Below are 26,810 nucleotides of genomic sequence, written 5' to 3'. Positions count from 1 at the left end.
TTTACACAATATTATGGACACTGCCCTTATCTGATTTTTGCAGATATTTTTTTAATGTATAAGACTCTATAAGTTCTTTGGGATTTCGCCTGTCTCGATAAAGTGAGATAATACTGTCCGGTAATGCCGGACGATAATAAAATGTATCACTTCTCATTATCACGTAAACCAACGAGTTCTTTATATCCCAACAACCTTTTTGCGATGTTGCTTTCTGTTGATTCGGCGAGGAATAGAACCATACTGTCCCATCTTCTTCAAACGTTATGCCGGAAAAGGCACCGTCGCAATCAGCACAAGGGGCTAATCCGATATAAGTACCGGGCAATTGTGACTTAAGCATAGTCTCTTCTTTTAATCTGCAAGAGGTCATGCACAGAATCAACAATAGAATATATAGTATTTTTGCCATTATTACAGTTACTTGATAAAGGTCACTTCATTAACATCTACCGTAAATCTATTAGTAATAGACATAATGTCTTCAAATCGTATCCCGACGCAATCAATCGGAGTCTTAAACTTAATATACGCCACTCCCTTCACATGCCCTTGTTCATATACACCGTTACTCAACCATTGCCCATTTCCTTTATCTACCATTACTTTCACACTCTTCAATGCATAATTACTCGTAACACTTGGATTAGTATCCACCATAATACCCTTTAGAGTCACAGAATTTGAGAATTTCATAGTCAAATAATTTTGCGCATTAGAAGTATACCATGAATTCTTCTTACGATCTCCATCATTCAATGTTGATAACTTATCTGGTCGTATATCTGATTCAAATGTTACAATATCATTAAATAATTCTCCTTCAATAGGTTCATTACTAGCTTCGATATTCTCGATTTGAATCGCAGTATCTACTTTTATAAAAAAAGTTCCACGCGATTTTGATACCCCCAAGTGTTCTTGTTGGTTTTCAATAACCAAGGTCAAAGCCAATACATAACCTGGTAATTCGTTTAATTTATCGATGTCCTTGAAACTAAATTTAATTGTAGTCTCTAATTCCCCGGCTTTCAATACTGCTGTTCCTAATATACAATTATCATCCGCCACTTTTGTATATTCTTCTACTGCTACCGGAAATTGGGTATTAGAAATCGTCGTCAACTTCAGTTTCAAATCTTCCTTGAAAGGTTTCGTTATTTTCACATTGAAAGAAAAATCATTGTCACCGACAAGTGTCACGTGCTCCAAATCGTAATTCGCTTTGACCGACATTAACGGAGTACTGTAATAACTGAAATAAACCAGATCCATAAACGGATTGATACCCAATTCTTCGCGCACGTCTTCCTCTATATATTGACTATCCATAGTCCAGGAAACATCTTGAGATACAACTTCTACCCCATCATCTCCGCAAGAAGTGACGAAAAGAAGACATCCTATACATAAAATACTTTTTATATATGTTATTATGTTATTCATATCTTTCATATATTATTATTAAAAACTACTTCTCTACGATTACTAAATCATCAGAAGGGAATTTTACATTCTCCACATATTCAATTTTTCCGGTAAATTCGACAGGTGTTGCACCTTCCGGAGCTACCAAATCTTTTGTTCCTGCTTCCTTAGTCAAAGGAAGATAAGCTCTCAAGTCCGGAGTGTCAGGAGATACAGGAGTATAAAGCATGTCATTGATTTCTGCTTCGGTCAATGCCTTACTCCAAAATCGCAATTCACGCAGATAATCATTTTTATATCCGTCATTACCAACTTGAATCCAGCTATCCTCTGTCATCCAAATTGCACCCGTAGGAAATACCTTATGTACTTTTCCATTGACATAAACGGTCACTGTTCTATCTTTATGCACATAGGAGATATGTAACCATTTATGCGGTTGTAACGAAACCTGAGTCCATGTATCATCTCCGTCACGTCCGTTCTTCACCTGAATTCCCTGGTTAGAGTTAATACGCGTGTAGAATTCACTACCCGCCCAATTGCTGATAAAGGCAGTTGTCAGATTGCTTCTGGATAAAGAAGAATACATAGCACTCATCTGAATAGTCCATTCCGGTTGTGTCCATACATTAGCTGGTTTATACCTAAAATAACCGGATACTAAAGCGACAGAAGTTACTAGTGGACGATTTAATAACAAAAGTACCGTGCGTTGCGAAGGTATCAACGTATATGCAGAAGCACTGGTTATCAACAAGGGTATAGCATATTTCTCAGTATTCGGGAATTGCTCTTCATCCAGTTTTCCCACTTTTACAAATGCCTGAGTGGCAAAATCTCCCTTAGCAACTTTAATGTCAATGCCTCCTGTCATCTCTTTCTGACCGCCATCAGACAGTTTAAAAGCAGAAGCCGGCAACGCGACATAGGAGGTAGCATTTTTCTTATTATATGTGTCGAGCACTGATTTGTCATACTCTACTTTAATCGTAACTTCTTGACCGGTAATATTGGCTAACCGGGGAGTTATCGCAATAGTACCACCTTCTGGTTCCAACACAAATGGCAACACTCCTTTATTATCAGGAGTTTCCATATATACTGCATTTGCAGAAGCTTCTCCTTCACCGTCAGCATAATCACAACTAGTCAACAACAAGCATGAAAGGCTTATCAAAGCAATCCAATATTTATTATATATATATTTCATCATCTTATTACACTTTTAATAGATTCATTATTCATTTACAGGTGGATTCATGACTGAAATAGCCGTGCGAATATTAATATAGGTATTATCTTCTTTTGCATCCTCATTTATATGATATACGCCAATACCGCCTAAATTTCCACCTTTAGAAACCACATATTCAGCATATGCTTTTGGAAATTCCTTTCTAGCACTGGCCCCTTTATTTTCAAAACTCTCGCAGAATACGATTTGATCCATTCTTATATCCAAACGATTCATAATCATATTAGTCCAACTATTAAATTCACTTGTATTCCCTGCATAAGACTGAACGACAAAACGGTCGAAATACTTTGCAGCACTCGGGTCCAGCCAATGAATAGAACCATTCAAATGGAATAACTTGTCGGGGCCTAACAATTCACGCATAGTTTTCATAAACAAGATTTCTTTTTCCTTATCGTAGTTTTGAGAACATGAAGTCAGATTTCCACAATGATTTCCCGGCTTGAAAGGAGAAGCGTACGATGGTTCATAATCATAATCGAATCCATCATAACCGTACTTAGTAATTGTGTCGACAATGGCTTGTGCATAGGCTACAATAGCTTCTTTATCATCTTTCGGCCAGTTTTCACGTCCCCATTTGATTTGGTCGCCAATATCCTCAATAATCCATCCTATTACAACTTTGGTACCTTTTGCCTGCACTTCACGAAGTTCTTTTATTTTATCTTCAGTCAGTGAATGCCAGTTTCCCCAAATAGAAACAACGTCCATACTATCAGGTATCAATGACAATTTCGGGTATTTACCATTTCCATCCGGTTGCCAGGCATTGAACCAACCAAACATAATCGGATGTTTGGAATTCTTATAGGCTCTCAGGTTCTCCAAATATTGCGCATATGCTTTCTCATTCTCTTCATGACGTTTGTCTTCTTCTGCCCATTTAGCAGAATCTCTCTTAGAATAAAGGTCTTTTACAGCCTCATCTTCCAAATTCAACGTTTCAGGCGTATTCCATTCATTGCAAGCGAAAACGCTCATTATCAAGATGGAACTGATACATATTAATAATAAATTTTTCATATGATTATTAGTTTATAGGTCCTCTTATTTATATTTCTTATCCCACCACACATTGGTAGCCGCATCATCCGTACCATTCAGATATTTACTTACCGCATCGCTCACGTTGGCTCCATTCTGGTCATATTCATTACGAGGATATGGCAGTCTGCGCACTCCGCCCCGATTAAATCCATTACCTGTACTAACATTAGCATTCGTTTTATTCTCTGCTACTACAATCTGACGAGGATAACCGGTACGTCTCCATTCCGTCCACGCTTCCTGTCCGTTAGGATAGATTGCCAGGTATTTTTGGGTTATAATTCGCTCTAGATTTTCCTCTATGGCATCTGTCGATTCGTTCCAGCGAATGGTTATTGCACTTGGAGCTTCTACACTCAAAGAAGAGTTCTGCGAATCTGTATAATTGACCGGTTTATAAGAGCTATTTGCCAAATATGTATCAGCATCACTTACCCCATTCTCCTGGAATGACATACGTACTCCGTCATTATAAAAATCTTTAGCTTTTCCTCCCATTTCAAACCCTGCCAAAGCACCTTCTGCCTTCAGAAACAAGACTTCGGATGCTTTCATCCAGTAGAGGGGATCATCTTCACTGGTCTTGGGAGTAGAGAAATCTCCATAAACATTGGTTTGAGGAATACCGGTACGCACAGCTTTAAAAGCACCACTTACTTTATTAAAATATACAGCACCACGAGGGTCGCTATATCCTTGCAAATAACAATAAATAGTAGCTCCCATACGCGTATCATTATATTCGTCTCTAATTGTCTTCAAAGGATTCTTCATCTGCAACCCGGCACCTTTTCCCATTTTCGGAGCATCTTCCGGCGTAGTAATCAGTCCTTTCGGATGGATTACTGCTTTTTCTGCATATTCTTTGGCCAATGCTTCATCTGCATAACGAACACGAATAGCCAACCGCAACATTAGTGAATTGGCAAAACGAATCCATTTATTCACATCGCCTTCATACACTGCATCAAAATCCGCAAGAACTTTATCACTTTTTTCCGAATATTTAGTTAACATATCTATTGCTTCTTCCAATTCTTTAAAGAATGAGCGATATACATCTTCCTGTGAATCATATGGAACTTTAAAGGAGCCACTTCCTACCTTGAAATAAGGTATCGGACCAAACATATCAGTAGTGCGATGCAATGCCGCAATCTTAATCACTTGCGCCAACGCATAAATTTCATCATTTTTGGCTCCTTCATCCTGTGAATTACGTTTGATCTGAATCCATGGGGTGAATACATCTGTCACCATAAAGCCAAATGTATAATTCACCCAATTCTCATACATAAAATAATTCGTAAAATTCAGAGCACCATTCCACTTATTTTCGCGTGCAGACATATATCCCGCCCATGCATCACCAGCCAAGTTGACGCTAATCTGATACCTATTTACCGGCTCTGTCTTATCAGCTGCTGTTCCGATGGGAATAACTGCCTTTTGGAAATTTGCTAAATATGCTCCGTAAAGTATCCCATCTTGCTTTTCCACTTCTTTATCAGGATAAAGAGGATTCTTATTGATCTCTGCAAAATCATCTATACAAGAAGTACCTAACAGCAGAAATAGAAAAGTAGCCAATAAGAAACTCCCGATTCTCTTTTCTATATTATTGTGTTTCATATCATTGTATCTTTAAAAGGTTAAAAATCTATTTTCACACTAAATCCCACATTTCGTAAACTGGGTGGCATAAAAAAGTCACCACGGTTATATGTACCTGTTGATGATACCATTTCCGGGTCAAATGGAGCTTTCCGGTAAATCATCAACAAATTACGCCCAATAGCAGCCACTGTCAACCGATTGATTACATTGCCAAACCACTTTTTAGGGAAAGTATAGCTCAAACTGGCTTCTTGCAAACGAACATTGGTTGCACTATATGCATAATATGCCATCAGGTTCTGTCCGCCAATCGTATTATAATATTTCTCTGCATCATATTGTACTCCATCAACCCATACGCCGCCGTTTTCTCTGGCTTTCAACGATTCTTTTGAGACTCCATAAGCATCCAGATAGGCTTGAGTCTGCGAAGTAACAATCCCCCCTACCCTTACATTAAATAAAAGTCCCAAATTTAAACCTTTCCAATTGAAATCATTTCTCCAGCCAATAGTATAATCGGGATTAGCCGAACCAATCTTGATGCGTTGTGAACGGTCTATCTGATAGCCACCTCCTTCTTCGACCAACATCTTATTTCTATCTCTTTGCAAGATTCCTTTCACATAAACATCCCCTATCGAACCACCTTCACGCAAATAAACTCCGCCGGCTTCAGTCAAAGTAAGTTCTGTTATATCAAAAGTTGATTTATCTATCGGATTCACATAACCGCGGGCCATCCGAAGAATCTTGTTCTCATTTGCTGTATAAGTCACATTGGTTGAATAACCGAATGAACCGAATTTATCTGTATACCCTATTGATAGCTCGATACCTCTGTTGCGAACATTCCCCGTCTGCACATAGAAACCGGAATAACCGGAAGTTGGCGGCAGAGAAGAAAGAAATAATTGTTTGTACGTATTGGATTGATATAAAGTAGCGTCAATATTAATACGATTATTCCATAAACGCAAATTTAGGCCCAGTTCATAAGACTTTGTTCGCTCCGGTTCAAAGTCAGGAAATGGATAGATCGAATTAGGATTGATAACTCCACCAATCATATCATCAGTTACCGTACCTGGGGTTAATCCTTGTTTGGATATGGGGGAGCCTACCTCCGTATAAGAAGCTCTTACTTTTAGGAATGAAACAAACTCTGGAAGCTTCATCATCTCCGAAATAACTCCCGAAAGGCCTATCGAAGGATAAAAGACAGAAGGATGATTGGTGTTTACTAACTGCGAAGCCCAGTCATTACGCCCTGTCAGCGTCAGATAAACCATGCTCCTATATCCTAACTCGGCACTGGCAAATACGCCGATTGTACGATTGCGACTATAAGATTCTGTTCCAGGCCCTGAACTTGGATCAAGATTGTAAGCCGAAAACAAATTAGGTACAGTAAATAGTTTTCCACCGATTCCCATTCCTGTTGTATAATGATCTTCGTAGCTGGCTCCTAAATTTGCTGTCAAGTTGAAATTACCAAACATCTTATTGATGTTTAACATAACATCACCATATGTTTGCTGATATTCTTCCAAACTCTTGGTATAATGTCCTTTATCTGACTGTGCGTGTAATTGTAATGTAGATGCATGTAATCTTCTTTCTGTTGTCGTATTGGTATTGTCGATACGAATACGCCCGGCAACATTCAACCAATCTAAAATATCATATCTCGCATTGGCATAGAACATATAGCGTTTCTTCTTAGAAGTAAACATCTCTCGATTTATTATCCAATAAGGATTTTCCAGACTCATCCCCTGATCTCCATAACTCCATTCCTGCACCGGGAGTTTACGGTTAGTGTCATAACGTTCATATATCTTCACTGCTTCAAAATCCTCTCCTCTGGGGAATAGATATAATGGCAGTAACGGATTGAAATAACGACCTTGCGACAACATATTCTGATTCCCCTGCAAGACATAGCTGGCACTTAAATCCAGATGCAGTTTATCATTCAGCAGGGTAGCTGTGTTACGTAAAGTAAAATTATAACGATAATATTCGTTATTGGGAATAATACCTTTCGAATTGGTAGTGGCGGCTGATAAAAAGGTCTGATTACTCTTTGTACCGGTAGAGAGATTGATAGAATTCATCACATTCAATCCTGTATTAAAAAAGTCTTTTGAATTGAAAGTAGATGGAGTATCCAGTTTATCTCCCCAACTCTTGTAAGCTCCGGGCCTGTTGCCATATTGATTCTGAAATTCGGGCATGATGTAAGCGGAAGAAAATTCGGTATTATTGGATACGCTAACTTTCAATTTACCTTCTTCTCCTTTTTTGGTGTTGATAAGAATCACGCCATTGGCAGCCGACGAGCCATACAAAGCTGCAGCCGAAGGACCTGTGAGCACAGAGATACTTTCAATATCATCAGGGTTGAAGTCAGAGATACCTTCACCACTACTTGGCGCCGAATATTCATCTTTTATTTCCCCTTTAGAAGGATTGCCAATGGGCATACCATCAATCACATACAATACATTATTATTACCTACGATTGACTTTGCGCCACGCATAATAACACGTGTAGCACCACCAGGGCCGGAAGCACTGCTGTTGATAGTCACACCGGCAACTTTACCATTCAGGCTGTTTACAAAGTTGGCGTCTTTTATTCCAGTTATATCTTCTGATTTCACTTTCTGTACATTATAGCTCAATGCTTTTTCTGCACGTTTGATGCCCAGTGCAGTCACAACAACTTCATCCAAAGCCTGGGAGTCTTCTTTCATCACTACATTTAATGCAGTAGCGTCCGATATCGTTTGAACACCGGGGGTGTAACCGATATAAGAGAATTCTACTATTTCTCCTTTGGCAGCTTCCAAAGAAAATTCACCATCAAGATTGGTTACTGTACCAGAGGAAGTTCCTTTTACTGAAACATTAACGCCAATAAGAGGTTCTCCGTTAGCATCACGCACTACACCTGTTATCCTTTTCTTCATCGGAACCGACTTAGAAACCGGGATAATCATAATATATTTATCCTTGATTTTGAAGGTTAGCCCCGTGCCTGATAAGATGATATCAAGAGCTTTTTCGAGAGGTTCGGCATTGATATTCAAATCAACCCGTTTGGTTTTCTCCAGTTTAGATTCATTGAAAGCAACTAAATAGGTAGATTGTTTTTCTACTTCTTGCAATGCTTCTTGTAAGGTCATATTTTTCTTTTTGATCGTAATTTTGATATTACTTTGAGCAAAAAGGACTGTTTGCAGTAAGAAACAGCTAAAAATTATAAAAAGAATAGCTTTAAATCGATAAAAATTCATAGATTTGAGCGTTTTTTAGTGTTAAATCATAATATTTATTTCTCAAGAGTAAGCTTATAGCTTTAATACTAAAAGTACGATTTCATATCCGGAATTGGGCGGCATCCTTCTTCCGGATACTTTTTTTCATGACAAAACGGTTATTTTAAGGTTATACAAACGGTATTTTTTGACTAATTTACTTCTTCCTAGTCGCTTTTATATAGCATACATCTTCTTCTATTTTATAATCAAATCCTCCTACAACTTCTTTCATCACATCCATAATTTCTTTTATATTCGAGTTCTCACGGAAACGGAAATTATATTTGTCCTCATTGAAAAGATTGGCATTATACTGGAAAGTCACTACATATCTGCGTTCCAATGTCGACAAGATTTCTTTCATTGTTGCTCCTCTGAACACGAACAGTCCTTTCTGCCAGGCAGTTACGTCGTCCAAATTGGCTTCGGCAAATCTACTTTTTGTAGTTGAACGTGCATAGCTTATCTGTTGGCCCGGATTCAAGATATAACTTTCTTTTCCATTATTGCAGTCTACTTTTATCTTACCATGAATCAACGTAGCTACAATTTCGTCATTTTCCGGATAAGCCATTACATTAAATTCAGTCCCTAAAGCCGTTACGGACATTGTGGTCGATTTTACGATAAAAGGTTTATCAGGATTCTTCTGCACTTTAAAATTGGCTTCACCTATTAAGTATACGGTTCTCGTATCTCCTTTGAATGTTTCCGGATAAAGTAAAAGAGTACCGGAATTAGTCTGCACTCTACTTCCATCAGGAAGTTCTATCATATCTGTATCACCCGCAGGGGTAAATTTCTCAACCATGGCAATTTCCGAATACATATCTTTGGTGAAGAAGAAAGTACCGGAGATAGCAACGGTCAACACCACTACCGCTACCGCAACATACTGCCATACTCTTATTCGGAATCTTGTTTTTGCATCCTTTGAACTTACTCCCAACTTATCATATACCTTAGCTAAAGAATTCCATGTACCTGCATCCACAGCTCCTGTTGTTTCTTCCCATAAAGTATTCAACGCAGCCTCCTTTTCATCGGCATGTTCCTCACCCACTAACCATTGATGTACTTCTTCGGTTACCTTCTCACTATGCTTGGAAGCAGTGAATACATTGATAATTTTTTGAATATAATTCTTCATTTTAGATTTGCCTTATATAATATAGACAATTACCTAAAACGGACTACTCAACTGAAATAGAAAAAAAATGCGATTAAAATGATTTTTTTTAGTTCTTGTAGTGCTAAATAGATGTGGCGTTCCACTGTACGAATAGAAAGTTGCAGATTATCAGCAATTTCTTTATTAGTCATTCCTTTCTGACGGCTCATCTGGAAAACTTTTCTTCTTTGTTCCGGCATGTTATCCAAAGTGAGCTTGATCAAGAGCTGAAGTTCTTTGGCATAGAGTTGGTCATATATGTCAAATTCATAAGAGGGGGAATCTTCTTCTATGACTTTCTCCCGATAGTTGGATTCAATGGATTTATGTTTCAGAAAATTATAAATCTGGTTACGAGACATTGTATAGATATAACTATCCCACGTTTCTTTATCTTCCCAGATTTCCGGATTATCCCATAATTTAACGAATATGTCTTGAGCAATATCTTCAGCATCTTCTTCCGATTGCAAAATCTTCCATGCAAAAGCTTTTACCTTCGGAAAAGTCAGAATAAAAAATTGTTCGAATTTTCTCTTTTTCAGTTGTTCATCATGATATGTCATCAGAGATTTTCAGGTTACATTGATTATATGTAAGCCAAAAGTAGGGTATTTTAATAGAATAAACAAATAAATGAGATAACAAAAAAACGAGATTGTCAAATGTATCAATCATATTCTCCCGATTTTTTATTAAAATGCATACAATATACCAGGCTACAAATCTTCTATTTCTTCTATAGAAAGCTCCGTATATTTAGCAATACTTTCAATAGATATTCCGTCACGCTTCATTTGAGAAGCAATAATACGCTGCCCTTCTTTTCGACCTTCCTTCAATCCTTTTTCTAAAGCAATCCGGCACCTTTCTTCAGCCGCCCGACGTTCGTCTTCTTCCACAATCTGACTCACACTATAGCGGTCTACCGCTTTATCATAAGCGATACGATTCTCCTCCGACAGATTTGCGACTGCCGCCAATTTTGCCAAATGTTCAAATACCTGGTCTTTCAATGCATCAGGCATTCTGCTCCAATTACTCATGTTCTTCAATACATAAATTAATTTATCATATAAGGTATTACAATCCGCCAATTCTTTTGTAAAATAGGGGAACTGCAAATAGATTTGGCGAAAATGGGGATTTACCACAGCTCCCGAATCCTTATCCGAGACAACCGTATCCGTACGGAACTTTTCCTCCAATCCCGCTTCCTTGAAATTCATTAAGAAAACACCATAAACAGTAAAAAGTTGATAATGTTTTCCATAAGGAACAAATTCTTCTTTCACCAACATTCCATTTTCATCCCGATTCTCGGGTATCGGAATATGTTTGGGAAGAGGATTCTCTATCTGACGGCTCACGGCACGGCAAACATAATAAAGTGTACGGTCCAGAAAATGGCTATGCCACCGATTCTGCATTTCCACAATTATAAATTCACCGCTATCTGTACGACAATATAGATCATAAATAATTCCCTTGTCATGAACATTATCCGCACGATCCTCCTTATCCCAAAAAACAAGGTCCTCAATATGGTGCTCTCCGGCGAGCAACTCATTCAGTAGAATTATAAGAAGCTCCTTACTGGCAGGCTGACCGAAAATTATCTTAAACCCTATATCTGTAAAAGGATTGACGTATCTAGACATATTACATAACTTTTGTATATGACAAAAATAGCACATATATTTGGATATCTGTGCATTGGGAGACTTTATTTTTCCGAAATACCTCCTGTTTGTATATAAACCTACATCGATTAAAATTAAAAAGAAGCCTAAAAGTCCCTTTATCTAACTTTTAGGCTTCACACTATTGTTTAAATATCTTCATTATAACTATTCAGCAGTATTATCAGGACAACGCACTCCTTCTACAAACCTAAGATTTCCCCAACCAGCAAAAGTAGCATTGTATCCATTACCGGTAAGATCGGTTACAACCTTAGCATTATCCTCAGCAGGTTCATTGAATCTCCAATAAGCAACCAACCCATCAGTTAAAGGATCCACCCAACATACGTTATTCTTCAGATCGGCAGCTGAACGGGCGACAGCCCATACACGTGCCTCGCTGACATACCCATTCATATAACGGTCATCAGCAGCTGATTGTCCAATATAGAATGCAGCATTTGCATCCTGCCCGTAAGCGTAGGTTAAATCAACAGTACCTCGTGTATCCGGAAGTTCTCCTTGTAATTCGCCATTAACATAAATAAACTTTTTACCTTGTGAACCATCATAAACACAGGCTAAGTGCACCCACTTATCATTAGGCAAAACATCTCTAGAATCAATAGCTGGACTTCCACCACTCAATTGCAGTTTCCAACCCTCTGTATTACTGCCTGCCGTACGCAAACAGAAGTTCTCTTCCAATCCCATAACAGAGAAGCACCATTTTCCACTTGTAGGTATCATCTTCTTAAAACGTACCCGAGCTTCAAACGTTACATTTGTCAATGCCGCGGTATTATATTTTGATTCTTTCCTAAAATCAACCTTAAAATATTCCCAACTGTTAGACAAATCAGCCGCTTGGGTTATGATAACTTGATTAATAACGATGTATATAGTACGCGAGCCTTCTATGACAGAAAGATTCTTATCAGACACTCCCGCAATACTTACCGGAAGCACATAAGTCGTACCCTCTTTCAATAGTTCGCGACTGATAATACTTAAACGTACACCTTCTGAAGAAATGCTTTTTCCATTTTCAATTATCAAGCTTGTATTTTCCAACTTATAAGATTTTTCAGGAAGTAATTCATAATTCTTCTTATACTCCTTATTAAACGCTTCTACCAATTCCGGAGTAGACTTCATCATTACTTCCACATTATTCTCTATTGTATTAGATGAAGCAACCTTAATACCAATCACTGCCGGTAAATCATCAATCGTCAAATTAGCAACCGGAGATAATTTATCTGCTCCTACAATATACACTCCTTCATAATATTCCTGACTTTTCTGACAAGACATCATTAAAAAGGAGAACAGAGTCAATAGTGCATATTTTATATTCTGTTTCATTTTTTCAAATATTAATGTTCATTCATTATTCTGATAGCCTCACGTGTCCATTTGTAATTAGGATTAGAGCGGTAGTCATTTTCCATATGATATGTACCACAACCTCCTTTACGAGTAGCCAGTTTACCTTCATACATAGGAAGAAAACGTGCCATACCTTCCAGTGACGGTACTGTACCTCCCTCTCTTAAAGTATGCGAAACCCCTCCATTCACATATTTTCCACCTTCAAATGTCTCTGCAAAGATATACTGTTCTGGTTTCCAACCATTCCGAGCAGCATTATCAAAGCGACTCTGTAAATCATAATACGATGGAGAATTATATGACTGCACAACACCATAATTAAAGTACTCAGCCAGTCCTTGTTTCAAATGATAAGGCACACCATCGATAATCAACAAGTTACGAGTTCCGGATTTTGGACCAATATACTTACCCAATGCTTTTACAAAAATTTCCATATTGTCCATATAGTCAGGCCACATATATGAAGGTCCAACCAAAGGGCCATTGAACGGAACTCCCGGGAATTCTTGATATCCAGGTTCATAATCAAGGTCAATACCTTGATAACCATACTTATACATTGTATCAACTAATGCCTTGGCATATTCTTCTATTCCCTCCGAAGTTGCAATTTCATGATTCTCTCCAGACATAAATTCATCAGGAATTTTGTGAGCGAAGATCGTATATGTCACCCGAGTTCCTTTCACATCCTGCACATAACGCAAATCTTCTATTTGAGCCGGACTTAAATTTTTATAATCACCCCATATAGAAATAATATCCACACTATCAGGTACACTGCTCAAGAAGTTTATCATATCAGCAGAGTTAGCTGTCCATCCGCCAAACCAGCCAAAAAAGACTTCATGATCATTCCTAGCTTTATATGCTCTCAAACTTTCCCAATATTCTTCAGACATATTATCAGGAACTACTATATCCAAAGCTTCTATATCCGTATTGCACGATATAATCCCCGTGCCAATCATCACAGAAACAATTATATACATTAATAATTTCTTCATATCGTTTATTATAAATAATACTTATTACTATTTGTCTGCTAAATCCCACCATAAACGAGTTGCTCCGGTATCCGGACCGTTCAATAGTTTTATAGCCTTTTCTACTTCATCCTTATTCCCCAGATATTCAGAATAAGGGAAAGGAACACGGCGGATCTGTATAGAAGTACTAATAACACCGCCACTTTCGTTATTGACAATCTCATATATTTTAGGATATCCTGTACGACGGAATTCGCTCCATGCTTCCTGTCCTAATGGATACATTGCAATCCATTTCTGGGTAATAATCTGTTCCAACTGTTTTTTTGTACTGTTCGTATTCCAAACAACCGTAATATCAGATGGCACAGGTGCGGAAGGGCTAGTCTTAAATCCAGGATATCTTGCCGGGACTTTAGTACTGACCAGATAATTTTCCACATTTTTGACTCCATGCTGTTCAAAAGAAGCACGTATTCCGGATTTATAAAGAGCCTCCGGAGTACCTTTCATATCCCATTGCTTTAAGGCTCCTTCCGCCCGTAAAAAGAAAACTTCAGCCGCAGTCATCCAGATGTAAGGTGTTCCTTGTTGTATATTAGGTTTAGACAACCCCTCGTCACCTTTAAAAACATCTCCATTCTTATGTCCATTACGCAACCCTCGATAATTGCCATTAGAAGACAACGCAAAAAACACAGCTCTACGAGGATCCTCAAAACCATTCAAATAAGCATCCATAGTGGCACCCATTACATCCTCTTCATAACCTTCGGCACTACTAATACTGTGAATAGGATTGTGATAGGTAAACGAAAGGTTAGAATTGGACTGCATTGTCGGATTGTTGTCATTACTTTCAATCACCCCATACGGATGAGCAACTGCTGCTTCAGCTATTTTCTGAGCATCCTCATAAACAGCACTTATACGCATCGCCAAACGTAATTTCAGAGAATTTGCAAAACGAATCCAATTCGAGATATTACTATTAAAAATCAGGTCAAATTTAACAAGGGCTTTAGAACTCGGATTAGCCTGATCAAATTTAACCAAGATGTCAATGGCATGATCAAGTTCCTTAAAGAATGATTCATAGATAGCCTGTTGTGAATCATAAGGGACAGGATTTGTCAATCCAAATTTCAAGTAGGGTAATGGACCATACATATCCGTAGCTTTATGCATAGCTTCCACCTTTACAATTTCACCAACAGCAAAAAGAACAGATGTAGAATCCACTTTCTGACGCAGAATATTCCAAGAAGACAAAAATTCCACAAACGCACTTTTAAAAGGAGCATCCTTCCATTCATCAGAAATAGCGTAAGTAGTACCATTTGCTCCCCCTCCCCAGTTCTGCGTTCCTGCAAAATATCCAGAATACATATTACCAAAAAGGTCCTCCGAGCGCTGAAACAAGTTAACATCTTCAGGAACTACCCTACGCTGCATCGTCGTGAGATAACTACCCCATAAATTGTCTTTGTCTAATTCTTCTTCCTGAATTTTATCAGGATCCAGATTAATCGTATCAGACATACAGCTTCCTAACAAAAAACAGGAAATAAGCATCAGGAAACAAATATGTGAGATGTTATAAATTTTGTTTTTCATTTTCTTCTTTTTAAAAAATTAAAATCAAAAGTTAACTTTTACACCAAAACCGAAACTACGCAAACTAGGAGGCATAAAATAATCGAAACCTTGATAATAAGTCCCTGTATTAGCCGTAAGTTCCGGATCGAATGGGGCTTTATTGTAGAACATCAACAGGTTATGTCCCGTCAAAGAAAGAGAAATATTTAACTTTTCTCCAAACCATTTTGATGGAAGCATATATGATAATGACATTTCACGTAAACGAACATTGGTTGCACTATATACATAATGTGCCAGCAAACCGGTCTTACCTGAAGCAACAGTTCCATAATACTGTTCTGCATCCAGTTTTCCTTTATTCACCACTACACCTTTATTATCACGTGCGTCTGCTGTTTGCTGAGACACTCCAAACTGATCCATCAGAGCCTGTGTAGCCGAGATAACTTCACCGCCAACACGTGCGTCAATCAAGAAATCAAGTTCCAGCCCCTTCCAAGAAAAGCTGTTTCTAAAACCTAAATTATATTTTGGAGCCGCAGAACCTACTTTGATGAAAGTATTTTCTTCTGCCGACACGCCCCCATTAGTAATAAGAATGTTTCCATGCAAGTCCTGTTTCAGTTTAGTCGCATAAATGTCAGACATACTACCACCTTCTTTCAAAATCATTCTATATGAATCAGCAGTGGCCACAGAAAACTCTGTCGGTGACTTTACGGTCATACCCGTAGTGCGGTCGGTTACATATTCAGGAAGTAATTCTTTAATCTCATTACGGTTCATTGAATAAATCAAGTTTGAATTCCACTGTACAGGTCCCAGATCTTGATTAAAACCAACACTCAATTCAATACCCCAGTTATTTACCTTACCGGCATTTTCATAAGCAAAAGCATACCCTGTACTAGGCGGTAGCTCATATTTAAACAATTGGTTATAAGTGTTTGAATTATAATATGTTGCTGCGATATTCAATTTATTTTGGAACAAGCGCAGGTCCATACCGAACTCGAATGCCTTGGTCATCTCCGGTTTTAAATGACTGGCAGGCGTAAAATTGGCACTTGTTGCATTACCATTCTCCAATGCTACCGTAGCATAAGGAAGGTATGCGCTTGGAGGATTACCAACTTGTGCATATGATCCACGAATCTTCCAGAAAGAAATGATCTTTTCCGGCAAAGGAAGTATTTCTGACAATATGACTGAAAGACCAGCTGAAGGATAACATACATATTCTTTAGATGTACCTACCAATGTAGAAAACCAGTCTATACGTCCTGTGACATCTGCATAAAGAAAGTTCCGATAACCGATTTCAGCTTTACCATAGATGGACTGTGTCTGGGTATGTAATTCTGATTTGTTATAATTACTTTCCGTAGAAGGTATATTACTCGGGTGAAAGAAATTAGGCACCCCTACTAAATTGCCTTCAAACGTATCCGATTTATATTTCTCATCATAAAAGCTCCCTCCTAAATTTACCAACAGATGATAATTTTCACCGAACTTCTTATCTACATTCACTAAGAAATCAAGATAAGTTGAAGTATTCTTATCTTCTTGATTCATATAATTTCCTTGAGATTTAGAGAATAACCCATCTGTAGATGCATACAGTTTACGTTCGAAATCAGTATAAGCATTATCAATGCGGGCACGTCCGATAATATTAAGCCAATTGGTTATATTCCATTTCATTGACAATGACATGATATAACGATCTCTGTCGGTATTGAACATATTACGGTTGATAATCCAATACGGATTTTGCATACCCAATCCCTGATTACCATAAGGCCAATATTGAGTCTTGAAATTTCTGTCGGTATCATATCTTTCATAAACAGCATATTTATTTATATCGTCACTTGGTGGAAACAAATAAATTGGTACCAAAGGATTATAATACATACCCTGGCCATTACTGTTCTGATTATTCTGTTTAATATAAAATAATCCCATATCCATACTCAAAACATTCTTCACAATATCCCAAGAATTACGGAATGTAAAGTTGTAACGGTTGTATTTATTATTGTCAATAATACCCTCTGAGTTTACAGCTCCAAAAGATATATGAGTCTGATTAGTTTCCGTTCCGGTCGATACGGCAATAGAATTCATCGTATTGAAACCTGTCTGGAAGAAGTCCAATGGGTTATATGTAGAAGGTTTCTCCAATTTATCTCCCCAACTCTTGAATTCACCTTCCTTACGTCCGTATGTATTCTGAAATTCCGGAGTAACGAAAGGTCTTGAGAAACTAGTGCTGTTAGAGTAACTTATTCTAGGCTTTCCAATTGCACCTTTTTTGGTTGTAATCAATATCACACCGTTAGCTCCTCTGTTACCATACAAAGCCGCTGCAGAAGCTCCAGTCAAAACTGACATACTTTCTATATCTTCCGGATTGATATTAGATATACCGTCACCATCAGCTACTTCAACAGACTCATAAAAATTATCGGATTGTTTGGTCCTTAACCCCTGCATTGGAATACCATCCAAAACATATAATGCATTATTTTCACCAAACAAAGATTTCGTTCCACGCATGACAACACGGGAAGATCCACCGGTTCCCGATGAACTCTGATTGATAGTCACACCTGCAATCTTACCGGAAAGACTATTTACAAAGTTAGCATCTTTCACTTTTGTAATACCGGCTGCTTTTATTTCCTGCACATTGTACGTCAAAGCCTTAGCTTCTCTCTTGATACCCAATGCGGTTACTACCACCTCGTCCAGAGCTTGCGCATCTTCACTCAACACAATATCCAACGGATTCGCATTTTTTACCGTTACCGACTGAGCTGCATAACCAACATACGAGAATTCAAGAATATCTCCAACGGAAACATTCAAAGAAAATCTCCCGTCCAAATCAGTCACCGTACCGTTAGAAGTACCTTTCACCAATACACTGACACCAATTAACGGCTCTCCCAAGGCATCTTTTACCGTACCTTTTATCTGAATAGCCTTAGCATTCTGATTAACTTTATTTGATTTAGACAAGATTATTTGTTTATCAATCACAGTATATGATATATCCGTTCCTTTGAATATATCATCCAGAATATCAGTAATTTTTCCGGATTTACTTCTTACAGACACAATACGACTCTTTTGAATCGTCTCATCATTATAGAGGAATACATAGTCAGAAGTCTCCTCGATTTTGTTCAGTACCTGTTCTACAGATACATTACTCATAGAAATGGCAATACGCATTCGTTGGGCGTAGCTATTTTCAGCAGAAAGCTGTAATACAACTAGGAAAAGTAGTGTAAGACTGATCCTCATAATTAAAGGAAATTTTAGATTTAAAGCATATTTAGAACATAATGCAATAAATGAATGATTTTTTTTCATACATTTGCGGCTAACTAAAGTTTATTACTAAATGAACTATGGTTTGATTCCGGTTAGTGTTTGCAAGACCCCATACCGTGAATCTGTTTTCTGAGGAAGACAGTTGTTGGTAGCAACTTTCTTCCTTTTTTCATCTTTAATGCGTGTATCTCATAGGCTATTCTATTTTTAAAGGTTACTACTAATACAAATCCACTATAATTTTTTTCTTTGTAAATGTATCATCAGCTTGTTGCTGAGATTCTTCAATTTTCCATTTCATTTTTGCAGATTTAGCCAAATAATCCAATATCTGCGACAAAGTCTCATCCCGGAAAGTAGCCCGATATCTATATTCTTTTTCACACCTATTATTATATTGAATATCCACATTGAAATGGCGTTCCAATCTCTTGAAGATTTCCTCTAACGGCGTATTTCTAAAAACTAACTTTCCATCTTTCCAAGCTATCTTTCCATAAACATCTACTTTATTCTTTACCGATTTCTGACTCTGTTTATCGTAAAGCAATTGTTCTCCGGGAGTCAAAACTATTGTTTCCCGATTGGGGGTTATTACATTTACTTTACCTTTCTCCAACACTGTTTCTATATAATCGTCATTTTCATAAGCGTTTACATTGAATTTTGTACCATAAACATAGACACTCAATCCATTCCGGGTATTTACATAAAAAGGACGTTCTTGATCTGCCTGTATCTCAAAATAGGCCTCCCCTTTCAGTTCTACACTCCGATTATCTTTTTTGAAGACCGTAGGATAACGTAAAGTCGTACCAGCATTCAGCCACACAACAGAACCATCCGGAAGTTCATAACGTATCACCGAACCGGTAGCAGCCGTAATTTCGGCATACTTTACTTCTTCTTCCGCTCCATCAAAATATAAATATCCCAGAACCAAAGATGTCATTAAAAGAGGAATAGCCAATAATGCCGCATATCGCATCAACTGACTATAAACAGTCTTTTTTCTTTCTACCTTATTTATATCAAGTTTCGCTTTATGATAGGCCGCCAATGTATCGATGGACTCCATTTCTCTAATATCATCTCCCAATGCCTGTGCTTTGCGAAACAATGATTCCGGATTCATATTTTCCATATTTTCTTTCAAAATCTTTATCTGTTAATTGCAATTACATTTATAATACAATCAAAGTTTCCCAAAAGGGACAGGAAAAACGGATTTTTTTTATTTTATTTCCAAATTTCTCATCAAAAGAATAAAAAAAGAAACAGAAAAATTAAGGTTTAGCGATTATCTTATTATATATTTGCAACGAAATGAAAAACAACAGAATCTCAAAATAATGAAAATATCTTTTCAAAAACAGCCTAAAGAACAGACCTTCAAGCAACTTTATGAAGAGTTTTATGCTCCATTCGTCCTATATGCAAAAAGATTTATTGATGATAAAGAGACACGGGAAGATATTGTTTCGGATGTATTTACTTCACTATGGGATAAAATAGATTCTTTTGATTTTCAATCGGACACAGCATTGGGATATATCAAAATGTGTGTAAAAAACAGCTGCCTGAATTATCTGAAACATCAAGAGTATGAATGGAACTATGCAGAAGTTATTCAAAAGAAAGCTCCCATTTACGAAGTGGAACCGGACAGCGTATATACCCTTGACGAATTATACAGAATGCTGTACGAAACACTGAATAAACTCCCGGAAAGTTATCGCACGGTATTTATAAAAAGTTTCTTTGAAGGAAAGACCCATGCGGAAATTGCGGAAGAAATGAATCTTAGCGTGAAGTCCATCAATCGGTACAAACAAAAAACAATGGAGCTTCTGCGAAATGAATTGAAAGATTATCTGCCCTTATTTCTGCTATTATTTGCAAAAATCTAAATCTTCATTGTTGTCCCCCCCTACAATTTACACACTTTTTCCTGTTTCAAATGCCCTTCACCTTTTCGCTGAAACGCTTTGTTTATCAATGTTTGCGGGTGAAGAGCAGCTCTTTCACCTTCTCCTCACCCATACAATCCGATAATATGCTAATTCTCTATGTTTCTATTGTAGTAGAACTTATTTTTCAATCCAACTAAACTTACTTTTGTTACAACCTAACTTGCTTTCTACTACAAACAATCTATAAACGAAGGTTCCGTTTTTATAAATGAAGGCTTCGTTTATATAAACCAAACCTTTGTTTTTACAAACGAAGCCTTTGTTTATAGAATACATCTAATGAAATGCAACTTTGTCTACACTAACAAGGAGTTTCTCTAATAAGGTACACGAAGTTATCCATTAGTCTCCCAGAAGTCTATTGCCAATACAATAGACTAAAGCGACCGTATATTTGATTCGGATTCAAGGAAGGTGAAACAGCAGGTGAAAAGATTGCCCTTCACCCGCTAATTCCGATAAACAGGTCGATACAGAGAAAAAGTGAAGGTCTTTTTTTATTTCATTTATCCTTGTGAGCATAACAATATCCACAGGAAAGTCTTTTCCCAAATACAAATTTCCGGCTTCATTTGTCTCATTTACACAAATAAAAACTATCTTTGCGTTTCAGAATCCCGAAAGACAAAAGAAATGGAGCAAATAGAAAACCTAAAAGAGCTTATCAATCAGGGGGATGTGGACACAGCGATTGAGCAATTGAACCAACTTCTCCTAGACACTTCTGTCGAAAACGAGAAAGATATTCTCTACTATTTACGGGGAAATGCCTACCGGAAAAAAGGAGACTGGAAGCAAGCGCTGGACAATTACCAGTACGCTATCGACCTTAATCCTGACAGCCCCGCCGTTCAGGCCCGGAAAATGGCGATAGATATTCTAAACTTCTATCACAAAGATATGTATAATCAATAATCGAACTCAAAGATAACGTAATAAAATAAAGATTATGGCAAAAATCAAAGGAGCAATCGTAGTCGACACGGAGCGTTGCAAAGGATGTAACCTATGCGTAGTGGCGTGTCCGCTCGATGTAATCGCCCTCAACAAAGAGGTAAACATGAAAGGCTATAACTATGCCTGGCAAGTGAAAGAAGATACCTGTAACGGATGCAGCTCGTGTGCAACAGTTTGTCCGGACGGATGTATCTCAGTGTATAAAGTAAAAGTAGAATAAAAGAAAAGAATATGGCAGAAGAAGTTGTATTAATGAAAGGAAACGAAGCCATCGCCCACGCAGCTATCCGTTGCGGTGCGGACGGATACTTCGGTTATCCTATTACTCCCCAATCGGAAGTGTTGGAAACACTTGCCGAACTGAAACCGTGGGAAACAACCGGCATGGTAGTACTCCAGGCAGAAAGTGAAGTGGCAGCTATCAATATGGTATATGGAGGCGCAGGCAGCGGAAAGATGGTAATGACATCGTCTTCAAGTCCCGGTGTCAGTCTGAAACAGGAAGGTATATCTTACATCGCAGGTGCCGAACTTCCTTGTCTGATTGTAAACGTGATGCGTGGCGGTCCCGGATTAGGAACCATCCAACCGAGTCAGGCCGACTATTTCCAGACTGTGAAAGGCGGTGGTCATGGCGACTACAAGCTAATCGCTCTTGCTCCGGCATCTGTACAGGAAATGGCAGATTTCGTGGCATTGGGATTCGAACTGGCTTTCAAATATCGTAATCCAGCCATTATTCTTGCTGACGGTGTGATCGGACAGATGATGGAAAAGGTAGTGCTTCCTGCACAAAAGCCACGCCGCACAGAAGCGGAAGTGATTGAGCAATGTCCGTGGGCTGCTACCGGAAAGGCTAAAGATCGCAAACCGAACATCATCACTTCTTTGGAACTGAAACCGGAAGCAATGGAAATCAACAACCTCCGCTTCCAGGCTAAGTATCGCCAAATCGAAGAAAACGAAGTACGTTTTGAAGAAATAAACTGTGAAGATGCAGAATATCTGATTATTGCTTTTGGCTCAATGGCACGTATCGGTCAGAAAGCCATGGAGCTGGCTCGTGAGAAAGGTATCAAGGTAGGTATCCTTCGTCCGATTACTTTGTGGCCGTTCCCTACAAAGGCTATTGCCGCTTATGCTGACAAAGTAAAAGGTATGCTTGTTACGGAGTTGAATGCCGGACAGATGATTGAAGATGTCCGCCTGGCTGTTAACGGTAAAATAAAGGTAGAGCATTTCGGACGTCTCGGTGGTATCGTCCCCGACCCGGATGAAATTGTAACTGCTTTGGAAGAAAAAATAATCAAATAACGAAACGATGAATCCCGATAAAATAAGAAACGTACTGAACATCCTTTTCATGATTCTGGCTGTTGCAGCCATTATCACCTATTTCGTTGTAGGAAAGGAAGATTTCAAAATGTTTATCTACGTATGCGGCGCGGCAATCTTTGTCAAGCTGATGGAGTTTTTTATACGGTTCACCAACAGATAAGGAGAAGAAGTTATGACTAAAGAAGAAATAATCAAACCCGAGAATCTGGTTTACAAAAAACCGACTCTGATGAACGACAACGCCATGCACTACTGTCCGGGCTGCAGTCACGGTGTGGTACACAAGCTCATTGCCGAAGTAATAGAGGAGATGGGTATGGAAGATAAAACGGTGGGAATCTCTCCGGTAGGATGTGCAGTTTTCGCCTATAACTATTTGGATATTGACTGGCAGGAAGCTGCACACGGACGTGCTCCTGCTGTGGCAACTGCTGTGAAGCGCCTGTGGCCGGATCGCCTCGTATTTACTTACCAGGGTGACGGCGACTTGGCTTGTATCGGTACAGCTGAAACTATACACGCTTTGAACCGTGGCGAAAACATCACGATTATCTTTATCAACAATGCCATTTACGGTATGACAGGCGGTCAGATGGCCCCGACTACACTGGTAGGTATGAAGAGTTCGACTTGTCCTTACGGACGTGACGTTGAACTTCACGGCTATCCATTGAAAATCACAGAAATCGCCGCCCAACTGGAAGGAACAGCTTACGTAAGCCGCCAGTCCGTACAATCGGTACCGGCCATCCGTAAAGCGAAGAAAGCTATTCGCAAGGCTTTCGAGAACTCGATGAACGGTAAAGGTTCCAATTTGGTAGAAATCGTTTCCACTTGTAGTTCCGGTTGGAAGATGACCCCGGAAAAAGCAAACAAATGGATGGAAGAACATATGTTCCCGTTCTATCCGCTGGGTGATTTAAAAGATAAAGAATAACGCTAAAAGTCAACAGAACAATGAAAGAAGAAATAATTATAGCAGGATTCGGTGGACAAGGCGTATTGTCTATGGGTAAGATTCTGGCTTATTCCGGTTTGATGGAAGGCAAGGAAGTGAGCTGGATGCCGGCATACGGTCCGGAACAACGGGGTGGTACTGCCAACGTTACAGTAATCGTCAGCGATGACAAGATATCTTCACCGATTCTTAGTAAATACGATGCCGCCATCATCTTGAACCAGCCTTCACTCGAAAAGTTTGAAAGTAAGGTGAAACCCGGTGGTGTCTTAATTTATGACGGTTACGGAATAATCAACCCTCCTACCCGCAAAGACATCAAAGTATACCGTATCGACGCAATGGATGCAGCCAATGAAATGAACAACGCTAAAGCGTTCAACATGATCGTATTAGGCGGTCTGCTGAAACTTCGTCCGATTGTTACTTTAGAAAATGTCATCAAAGGCTTGAAAAAGACTTTGCCGGAACGCCACCACCACTTGATTCCTATGAACGAGGAAGCTATCAAGAAAGGTATGGAGCTTATCCGCGAAGTTTAATTAATGGATAGTGAATAATGGATAATTGATAATTATTAGCTACGTGTTGTACGTATGCAACATAATTTTCAATTATCCATTATCATTAAATCAATTAAAGTAAGTATCTTTGCCTCCAATTATGAGACGAATCTTACTATTATATATATTACTTACCGTTATAGGTCTGACAACTGTTCATGCACAGTTTGATAATGGTCGCCAAAGAATCGACGAAAACGGATACGACCAATACGGTAATCAGGTAGACCCTGCCATGATTCCGGACAAACTGGACAGTGCAAATGTTGAAGTACAGGGGTTACCTCCCAAATTATATATGTGGCGTATCAAAAACCAGTTGGGTGACCGGACTATGATTCCGGCGGATACTGCATATCATCATTTCCAGAACACGAACCTGACTGACGGGCTGACCGGACATTACAATTATCTGGCCAATATGGGTTCTCCCCGTATGTCACGTATTTTCTTCGACCGTCGTGACCCTGAGCCAACTATTTTCATGGAGCCTTTCTCCAGTTTCTTTATCCGTCCTACGGAATTCAACTTTACGAACAGTAACGTACCTTATACCAACCTGACATATCACAAAGCCGGTAACAAGGTGAACGGGGAAGAACGTTTTAAATCATATTTCTCTGTCAATGTAAACAAACGGCTGGCTTTCGGCTTCAACATAGATTATCTGTACGGACGGGGATATTACAATAATCAAAGTACATCACATTTCAATGCAGCTTTTTTCGGTAGTTATATCGGCGACCGCTACCAAATGCAAGCCATATACAGCAATAACTATCTGAAAACAAACGAGAACGGAGGTATCGAAGATGACCGATATATCACTGCACCGGAGGAAATGGCACAGGGTCAAAGGGAGTATGAATCAACGAATATTCCTACCATACTAAGCGCTACGACCAACCGTAACCACGACTTTTACGTTTTTCTGACCCAACGCTATAACTTGGGATTCAAACGGGATATACCACAGGCTGAAAACGACACCATGCCCGCCAAACAAGAATTCGTTCCGGTCACCAGTTTTATACATACCGTTCAAGTGGAACGTGCACGGCATAGTTTCCATTCTGAAGATGACGTGAAAGATTACTATCAGAACACTTATTTAGAACCTGATAATCCATTAGTAAAAGACAGTACGACCTATATAGGAATCAAAAACACCGTAGGTATTGCCCTGTTGGAAGGGTTCAATAAATATGCCAAAGCCGGACTGACGGCATTTGCCTCCTATAAAATCAGCAAATATACGCTGATGAACCTGGAAGGCATAGGAAATGACAAATACAATGAGAATGAGATATTCGTAGGAGGAGAATTGTCCAAACGTGAAGGTAATGTACTCCATTATCATGCCATCGGTGAAGTGGGACTGGGAGGAAAAGCAATCGGACAGTTTAATGTAAAAGGCGATATAGACTTGAATTTTCCTCTGTGGAAAGATACGGTCAGCCTTATAGCCCGTGGAGAGGTCAGCAATAAACTGGCTCCGTTCTATATGCGCCACTATCACTCCAAGCATTTCTGGTGGGACAATGATATGGATAAGGAATTCCATACCCGCATTGAAGGAGAATTGAGCATTGCCCGCTGGAGGACTAAGTTGAAAGCAGGAGTAGAGAATATTAAGAACTATACTTATTTCAATCAACAAGCATTGCCCGAACAAAAAAGCGGAAGTCTGCAAGTGTTGTCAGCAAGTCTTAATCAGGACTTCAAATTGGGTATCTTCCATTTGGATAATGAGGTAACCTGGCAGAAGTCCAGCGACCAGACCGTGCTTCCCTTGCCGGACCTCTCGCTATATCATAACTTTTATATGCAGTTCAAACTGGCAAAAAAAGTACTCAGCGTACAATTGGGCGCTGATCTGAGATACTTTACCAAATACAATGCCCCTGCATATATGCCCGCCATTCAGAACTTCCATCTGCAACCGGTCGACGACCAGGTACAGATAGGCGGCTATCCTATTGTAAATGTTTACGCAAACTTACATTTAAAGCGTACACGTTTCTATGTAATGATGTATCACGTGAATCAAGGAATGAGCAGACCGAATTATTTCCTGTCTCCTCATTACCCTATCAACCCACGTGTGCTGAAATTCGGCCTTTCATGGAACTTCTATGATTGA

22 protein-coding genes are annotated in these 26,810 nt (G+C 38.8%); 8 read left to right on the top strand and 14 right to left on the bottom strand.

What is annotated here, in order from left to right; genetic code table 11:
• Window position 1: 1 nt before the first annotated feature.
• From GD630_RS03210 to GD630_RS03145, 14 genes are all read right to left on the bottom strand, one after another.
• Window positions 2-343, bottom strand: coding sequence for a copper resistance protein NlpE N-terminal domain-containing protein (locus GD630_RS03210; protein ID WP_182505695.1), 342 nt, complete (start codon window positions 341-343; stop codon window positions 2-4).
• Window positions 344-420: 77 nt separating this feature from the next.
• Entirely contained in the window at window positions 421-1,446 is a 1,026-nt protein-coding gene (locus GD630_RS03205) for a DUF1735 domain-containing protein (protein WP_143867930.1), read from the bottom strand.
• A 25-nt stretch (window positions 1,447-1,471) separates the two neighbouring features.
• The gene (locus GD630_RS03200) at window positions 1,472-2,644 is read right to left on the bottom strand and encodes a BT_3987 domain-containing protein (protein WP_143867928.1); all 1,173 of its coding nucleotides are present in this window, start codon (window positions 2,642-2,644) and stop codon (window positions 1,472-1,474) included.
• Window positions 2,645-2,668: 24 nt separating this feature from the next.
• Window positions 2,669-3,715, bottom strand: coding sequence for an endo-beta-N-acetylglucosaminidase family protein (locus tag GD630_RS03195; protein WP_143867926.1), 1,047 nt, complete (start codon window positions 3,713-3,715; stop codon window positions 2,669-2,671).
• Window positions 3,716-3,739: 24 nt separating this feature from the next.
• Entirely contained in the window at window positions 3,740-5,371 is a 1,632-nt protein-coding gene (locus GD630_RS03190) for a RagB/SusD family nutrient uptake outer membrane protein (RefSeq protein WP_143867924.1), read from the bottom strand.
• Between the two features lie 20 nt (window positions 5,372-5,391).
• Window positions 5,392-8,661, bottom strand: coding sequence for a TonB-dependent receptor (locus tag GD630_RS03185; RefSeq protein WP_143867922.1), 3,270 nt, complete (start codon window positions 8,659-8,661; stop codon window positions 5,392-5,394).
• 178 nt (window positions 8,662-8,839) lie between these two features.
• Window positions 8,840-9,835: a FecR family protein gene (locus GD630_RS03180; protein WP_143867920.1), complete on the bottom strand. Its 996-nt coding sequence runs from the start codon at window positions 9,833-9,835 to the stop codon at window positions 8,840-8,842.
• Between the two features lie 47 nt (window positions 9,836-9,882).
• Window positions 9,883-10,422, bottom strand: coding sequence for an RNA polymerase sigma-70 factor (locus tag GD630_RS03175; protein WP_143867918.1), 540 nt, complete (start codon window positions 10,420-10,422; stop codon window positions 9,883-9,885).
• Between the two features lie 153 nt (window positions 10,423-10,575).
• Window positions 10,576-11,517, bottom strand: coding sequence for a PD-(D/E)XK nuclease family transposase (locus GD630_RS03170; RefSeq protein ID WP_143867916.1), 942 nt, complete (start codon window positions 11,515-11,517; stop codon window positions 10,576-10,578).
• Window positions 11,518-11,706: 189 nt separating this feature from the next.
• Window positions 11,707-12,909: a DUF1735 and LamG domain-containing protein gene (locus GD630_RS03165; RefSeq protein ID WP_143867915.1), complete on the bottom strand. Its 1,203-nt coding sequence runs from the start codon at window positions 12,907-12,909 to the stop codon at window positions 11,707-11,709.
• Between the two features lie 11 nt (window positions 12,910-12,920).
• A complete protein-coding gene (locus tag GD630_RS03160; RefSeq protein ID WP_143867913.1) occupies window positions 12,921-13,946 on the bottom strand; it encodes a glycoside hydrolase family 18 in 1,026 nt (341 codons plus the stop codon).
• A 27-nt stretch (window positions 13,947-13,973) separates the two neighbouring features.
• Complete coding sequence (locus GD630_RS03155; protein WP_143867911.1) at window positions 13,974-15,545, bottom strand: RagB/SusD family nutrient uptake outer membrane protein; 1,572 nt, start codon at window positions 15,543-15,545, stop codon at window positions 13,974-13,976.
• Window positions 15,546-15,569: 24 nt separating this feature from the next.
• Complete coding sequence (locus GD630_RS03150; protein ID WP_143867909.1) at window positions 15,570-18,848, bottom strand: TonB-dependent receptor; 3,279 nt, start codon at window positions 18,846-18,848, stop codon at window positions 15,570-15,572.
• Between the two features lie 250 nt (window positions 18,849-19,098).
• Complete coding sequence (locus GD630_RS03145; protein ID WP_143867907.1) at window positions 19,099-20,022, bottom strand: FecR family protein; 924 nt, start codon at window positions 20,020-20,022, stop codon at window positions 19,099-19,101.
• A gap of 208 nt (window positions 20,023-20,230) precedes the next feature.
• On the opposite strand from GD630_RS03145, the gene GD630_RS03140 reads away from it, so the two are divergent.
• The 8 genes from GD630_RS03140 to GD630_RS03105 all read left to right on the top strand — a co-directional run bounded on the left by GD630_RS03140 (window position 20,231) and on the right by GD630_RS03105 (window position 26,810).
• Entirely contained in the window at window positions 20,231-20,788 is a 558-nt protein-coding gene (locus GD630_RS03140; RefSeq protein WP_143867905.1) for an RNA polymerase sigma-70 factor, read from the top strand.
• Between the two features lie 696 nt (window positions 20,789-21,484).
• On the top strand, window positions 21,485-21,766 hold the full coding sequence (locus GD630_RS03135) for a tetratricopeptide repeat protein (protein WP_007757398.1): 282 nt from the start codon (window positions 21,485-21,487) through the stop codon (window positions 21,764-21,766).
• Window positions 21,767-21,800: 34 nt separating this feature from the next.
• Window positions 21,801-22,028 (top strand): 4Fe-4S dicluster domain-containing protein, encoded by a 228-nt coding sequence (locus GD630_RS03130; protein ID WP_004297419.1) that lies wholly within the window; start codon window positions 21,801-21,803, stop codon window positions 22,026-22,028.
• A gap of 11 nt (window positions 22,029-22,039) precedes the next feature.
• Window positions 22,040-23,122, top strand: coding sequence for a 3-methyl-2-oxobutanoate dehydrogenase subunit VorB (locus tag GD630_RS03125; protein ID WP_007757399.1), 1,083 nt, complete (start codon window positions 22,040-22,042; stop codon window positions 23,120-23,122).
• Between the two features lie 7 nt (window positions 23,123-23,129).
• The gene (locus GD630_RS03120) at window positions 23,130-23,306 is read left to right on the top strand and encodes a hypothetical protein (protein ID WP_007757400.1); all 177 of its coding nucleotides are present in this window, start codon (window positions 23,130-23,132) and stop codon (window positions 23,304-23,306) included.
• A 12-nt stretch (window positions 23,307-23,318) separates the two neighbouring features.
• Window positions 23,319-24,083 (top strand): thiamine pyrophosphate-dependent enzyme, encoded by a 765-nt coding sequence (locus GD630_RS03115; protein WP_007757401.1) that lies wholly within the window; start codon window positions 23,319-23,321, stop codon window positions 24,081-24,083.
• A 20-nt stretch (window positions 24,084-24,103) separates the two neighbouring features.
• Window positions 24,104-24,646, top strand: coding sequence for a 2-oxoacid:acceptor oxidoreductase family protein (locus tag GD630_RS03110; RefSeq protein ID WP_007758949.1), 543 nt, complete (start codon window positions 24,104-24,106; stop codon window positions 24,644-24,646).
• Window positions 24,647-24,767: 121 nt separating this feature from the next.
• Entirely contained in the window at window positions 24,768-26,810 is a 2,043-nt protein-coding gene (locus tag GD630_RS03105) for a putative porin (protein ID WP_143867903.1), read from the top strand.

It is taken from the genome of Bacteroides zhangwenhongii, from assembly GCF_009193325.2.
Taxonomy (GTDB): domain Bacteria; phylum Bacteroidota; class Bacteroidia; order Bacteroidales; family Bacteroidaceae; genus Bacteroides; species Bacteroides zhangwenhongii.
Note: the sequence above shows the minus strand (reverse complement) of the source record. Positions and strands in the feature narration are given on the sequence as shown.

Bases quoted from the DNA above. Each gene is read 5' to 3' on its own strand.
- GD630_RS03210 (WP_182505695.1), bottom strand. From the start codon at position 343: ATGCTTAAGTCACAATTGCCCGGTACTTATATCGGATTAGCCCCTTGT.
- GD630_RS03205 (WP_143867930.1), bottom strand. From the start codon at position 1,446: ATGAATAACATAATAACATATATAAAAAGTATTTTATGTATAGGATGT.
- GD630_RS03200 (WP_143867928.1), bottom strand. From the start codon at position 2,644: ATGATGAAATATATATATAATAAATATTGGATTGCTTTGATAAGCCTT.
- GD630_RS03195 (WP_143867926.1), bottom strand. From the start codon at position 3,715: ATGAAAAATTTATTATTAATATGTATCAGTTCCATCTTGATAATGAGC.
- GD630_RS03190 (WP_143867924.1), bottom strand. From the start codon at position 5,371: ATGAAACACAATAATATAGAAAAGAGAATCGGGAGTTTCTTATTGGCT.
- GD630_RS03185 (WP_143867922.1), bottom strand. From the start codon at position 8,661: ATGAATTTTTATCGATTTAAAGCTATTCTTTTTATAATTTTTAGCTGT.
- GD630_RS03180 (WP_143867920.1), bottom strand. From the start codon at position 9,835: ATGAAGAATTATATTCAAAAAATTATCAATGTATTCACTGCTTCCAAG.
- GD630_RS03175 (WP_143867918.1), bottom strand. From the start codon at position 10,422: ATGACATATCATGATGAACAACTGAAAAAGAGAAAATTCGAACAATTT.
- GD630_RS03170 (WP_143867916.1), bottom strand. From the start codon at position 11,517: ATGTCTAGATACGTCAATCCTTTTACAGATATAGGGTTTAAGATAATT.
- GD630_RS03165 (WP_143867915.1), bottom strand. From the start codon at position 12,909: ATGAAACAGAATATAAAATATGCACTATTGACTCTGTTCTCCTTTTTA.
- GD630_RS03160 (WP_143867913.1), bottom strand. From the start codon at position 13,946: ATGAAGAAATTATTAATGTATATAATTGTTTCTGTGATGATTGGCACG.
- GD630_RS03155 (WP_143867911.1), bottom strand. From the start codon at position 15,545: ATGAAAAACAAAATTTATAACATCTCACATATTTGTTTCCTGATGCTT.
- GD630_RS03150 (WP_143867909.1), bottom strand. From the start codon at position 18,848: ATGAGGATCAGTCTTACACTACTTTTCCTAGTTGTATTACAGCTTTCT.
- GD630_RS03145 (WP_143867907.1), bottom strand. From the start codon at position 20,022: ATGGAAAATATGAATCCGGAATCATTGTTTCGCAAAGCACAGGCATTG.
- GD630_RS03140 (WP_143867905.1), top strand. From the start codon at position 20,231: ATGAAAATATCTTTTCAAAAACAGCCTAAAGAACAGACCTTCAAGCAA.
- GD630_RS03135 (WP_007757398.1), top strand. From the start codon at position 21,485: ATGGAGCAAATAGAAAACCTAAAAGAGCTTATCAATCAGGGGGATGTG.
- GD630_RS03130 (WP_004297419.1), top strand. From the start codon at position 21,801: ATGGCAAAAATCAAAGGAGCAATCGTAGTCGACACGGAGCGTTGCAAA.
- GD630_RS03125 (WP_007757399.1), top strand. From the start codon at position 22,040: ATGGCAGAAGAAGTTGTATTAATGAAAGGAAACGAAGCCATCGCCCAC.
- GD630_RS03120 (WP_007757400.1), top strand. From the start codon at position 23,130: ATGAATCCCGATAAAATAAGAAACGTACTGAACATCCTTTTCATGATT.
- GD630_RS03115 (WP_007757401.1), top strand. From the start codon at position 23,319: ATGACTAAAGAAGAAATAATCAAACCCGAGAATCTGGTTTACAAAAAA.
- GD630_RS03110 (WP_007758949.1), top strand. From the start codon at position 24,104: ATGAAAGAAGAAATAATTATAGCAGGATTCGGTGGACAAGGCGTATTG.
- GD630_RS03105 (WP_143867903.1), top strand. From the start codon at position 24,768: ATGAGACGAATCTTACTATTATATATATTACTTACCGTTATAGGTCTG.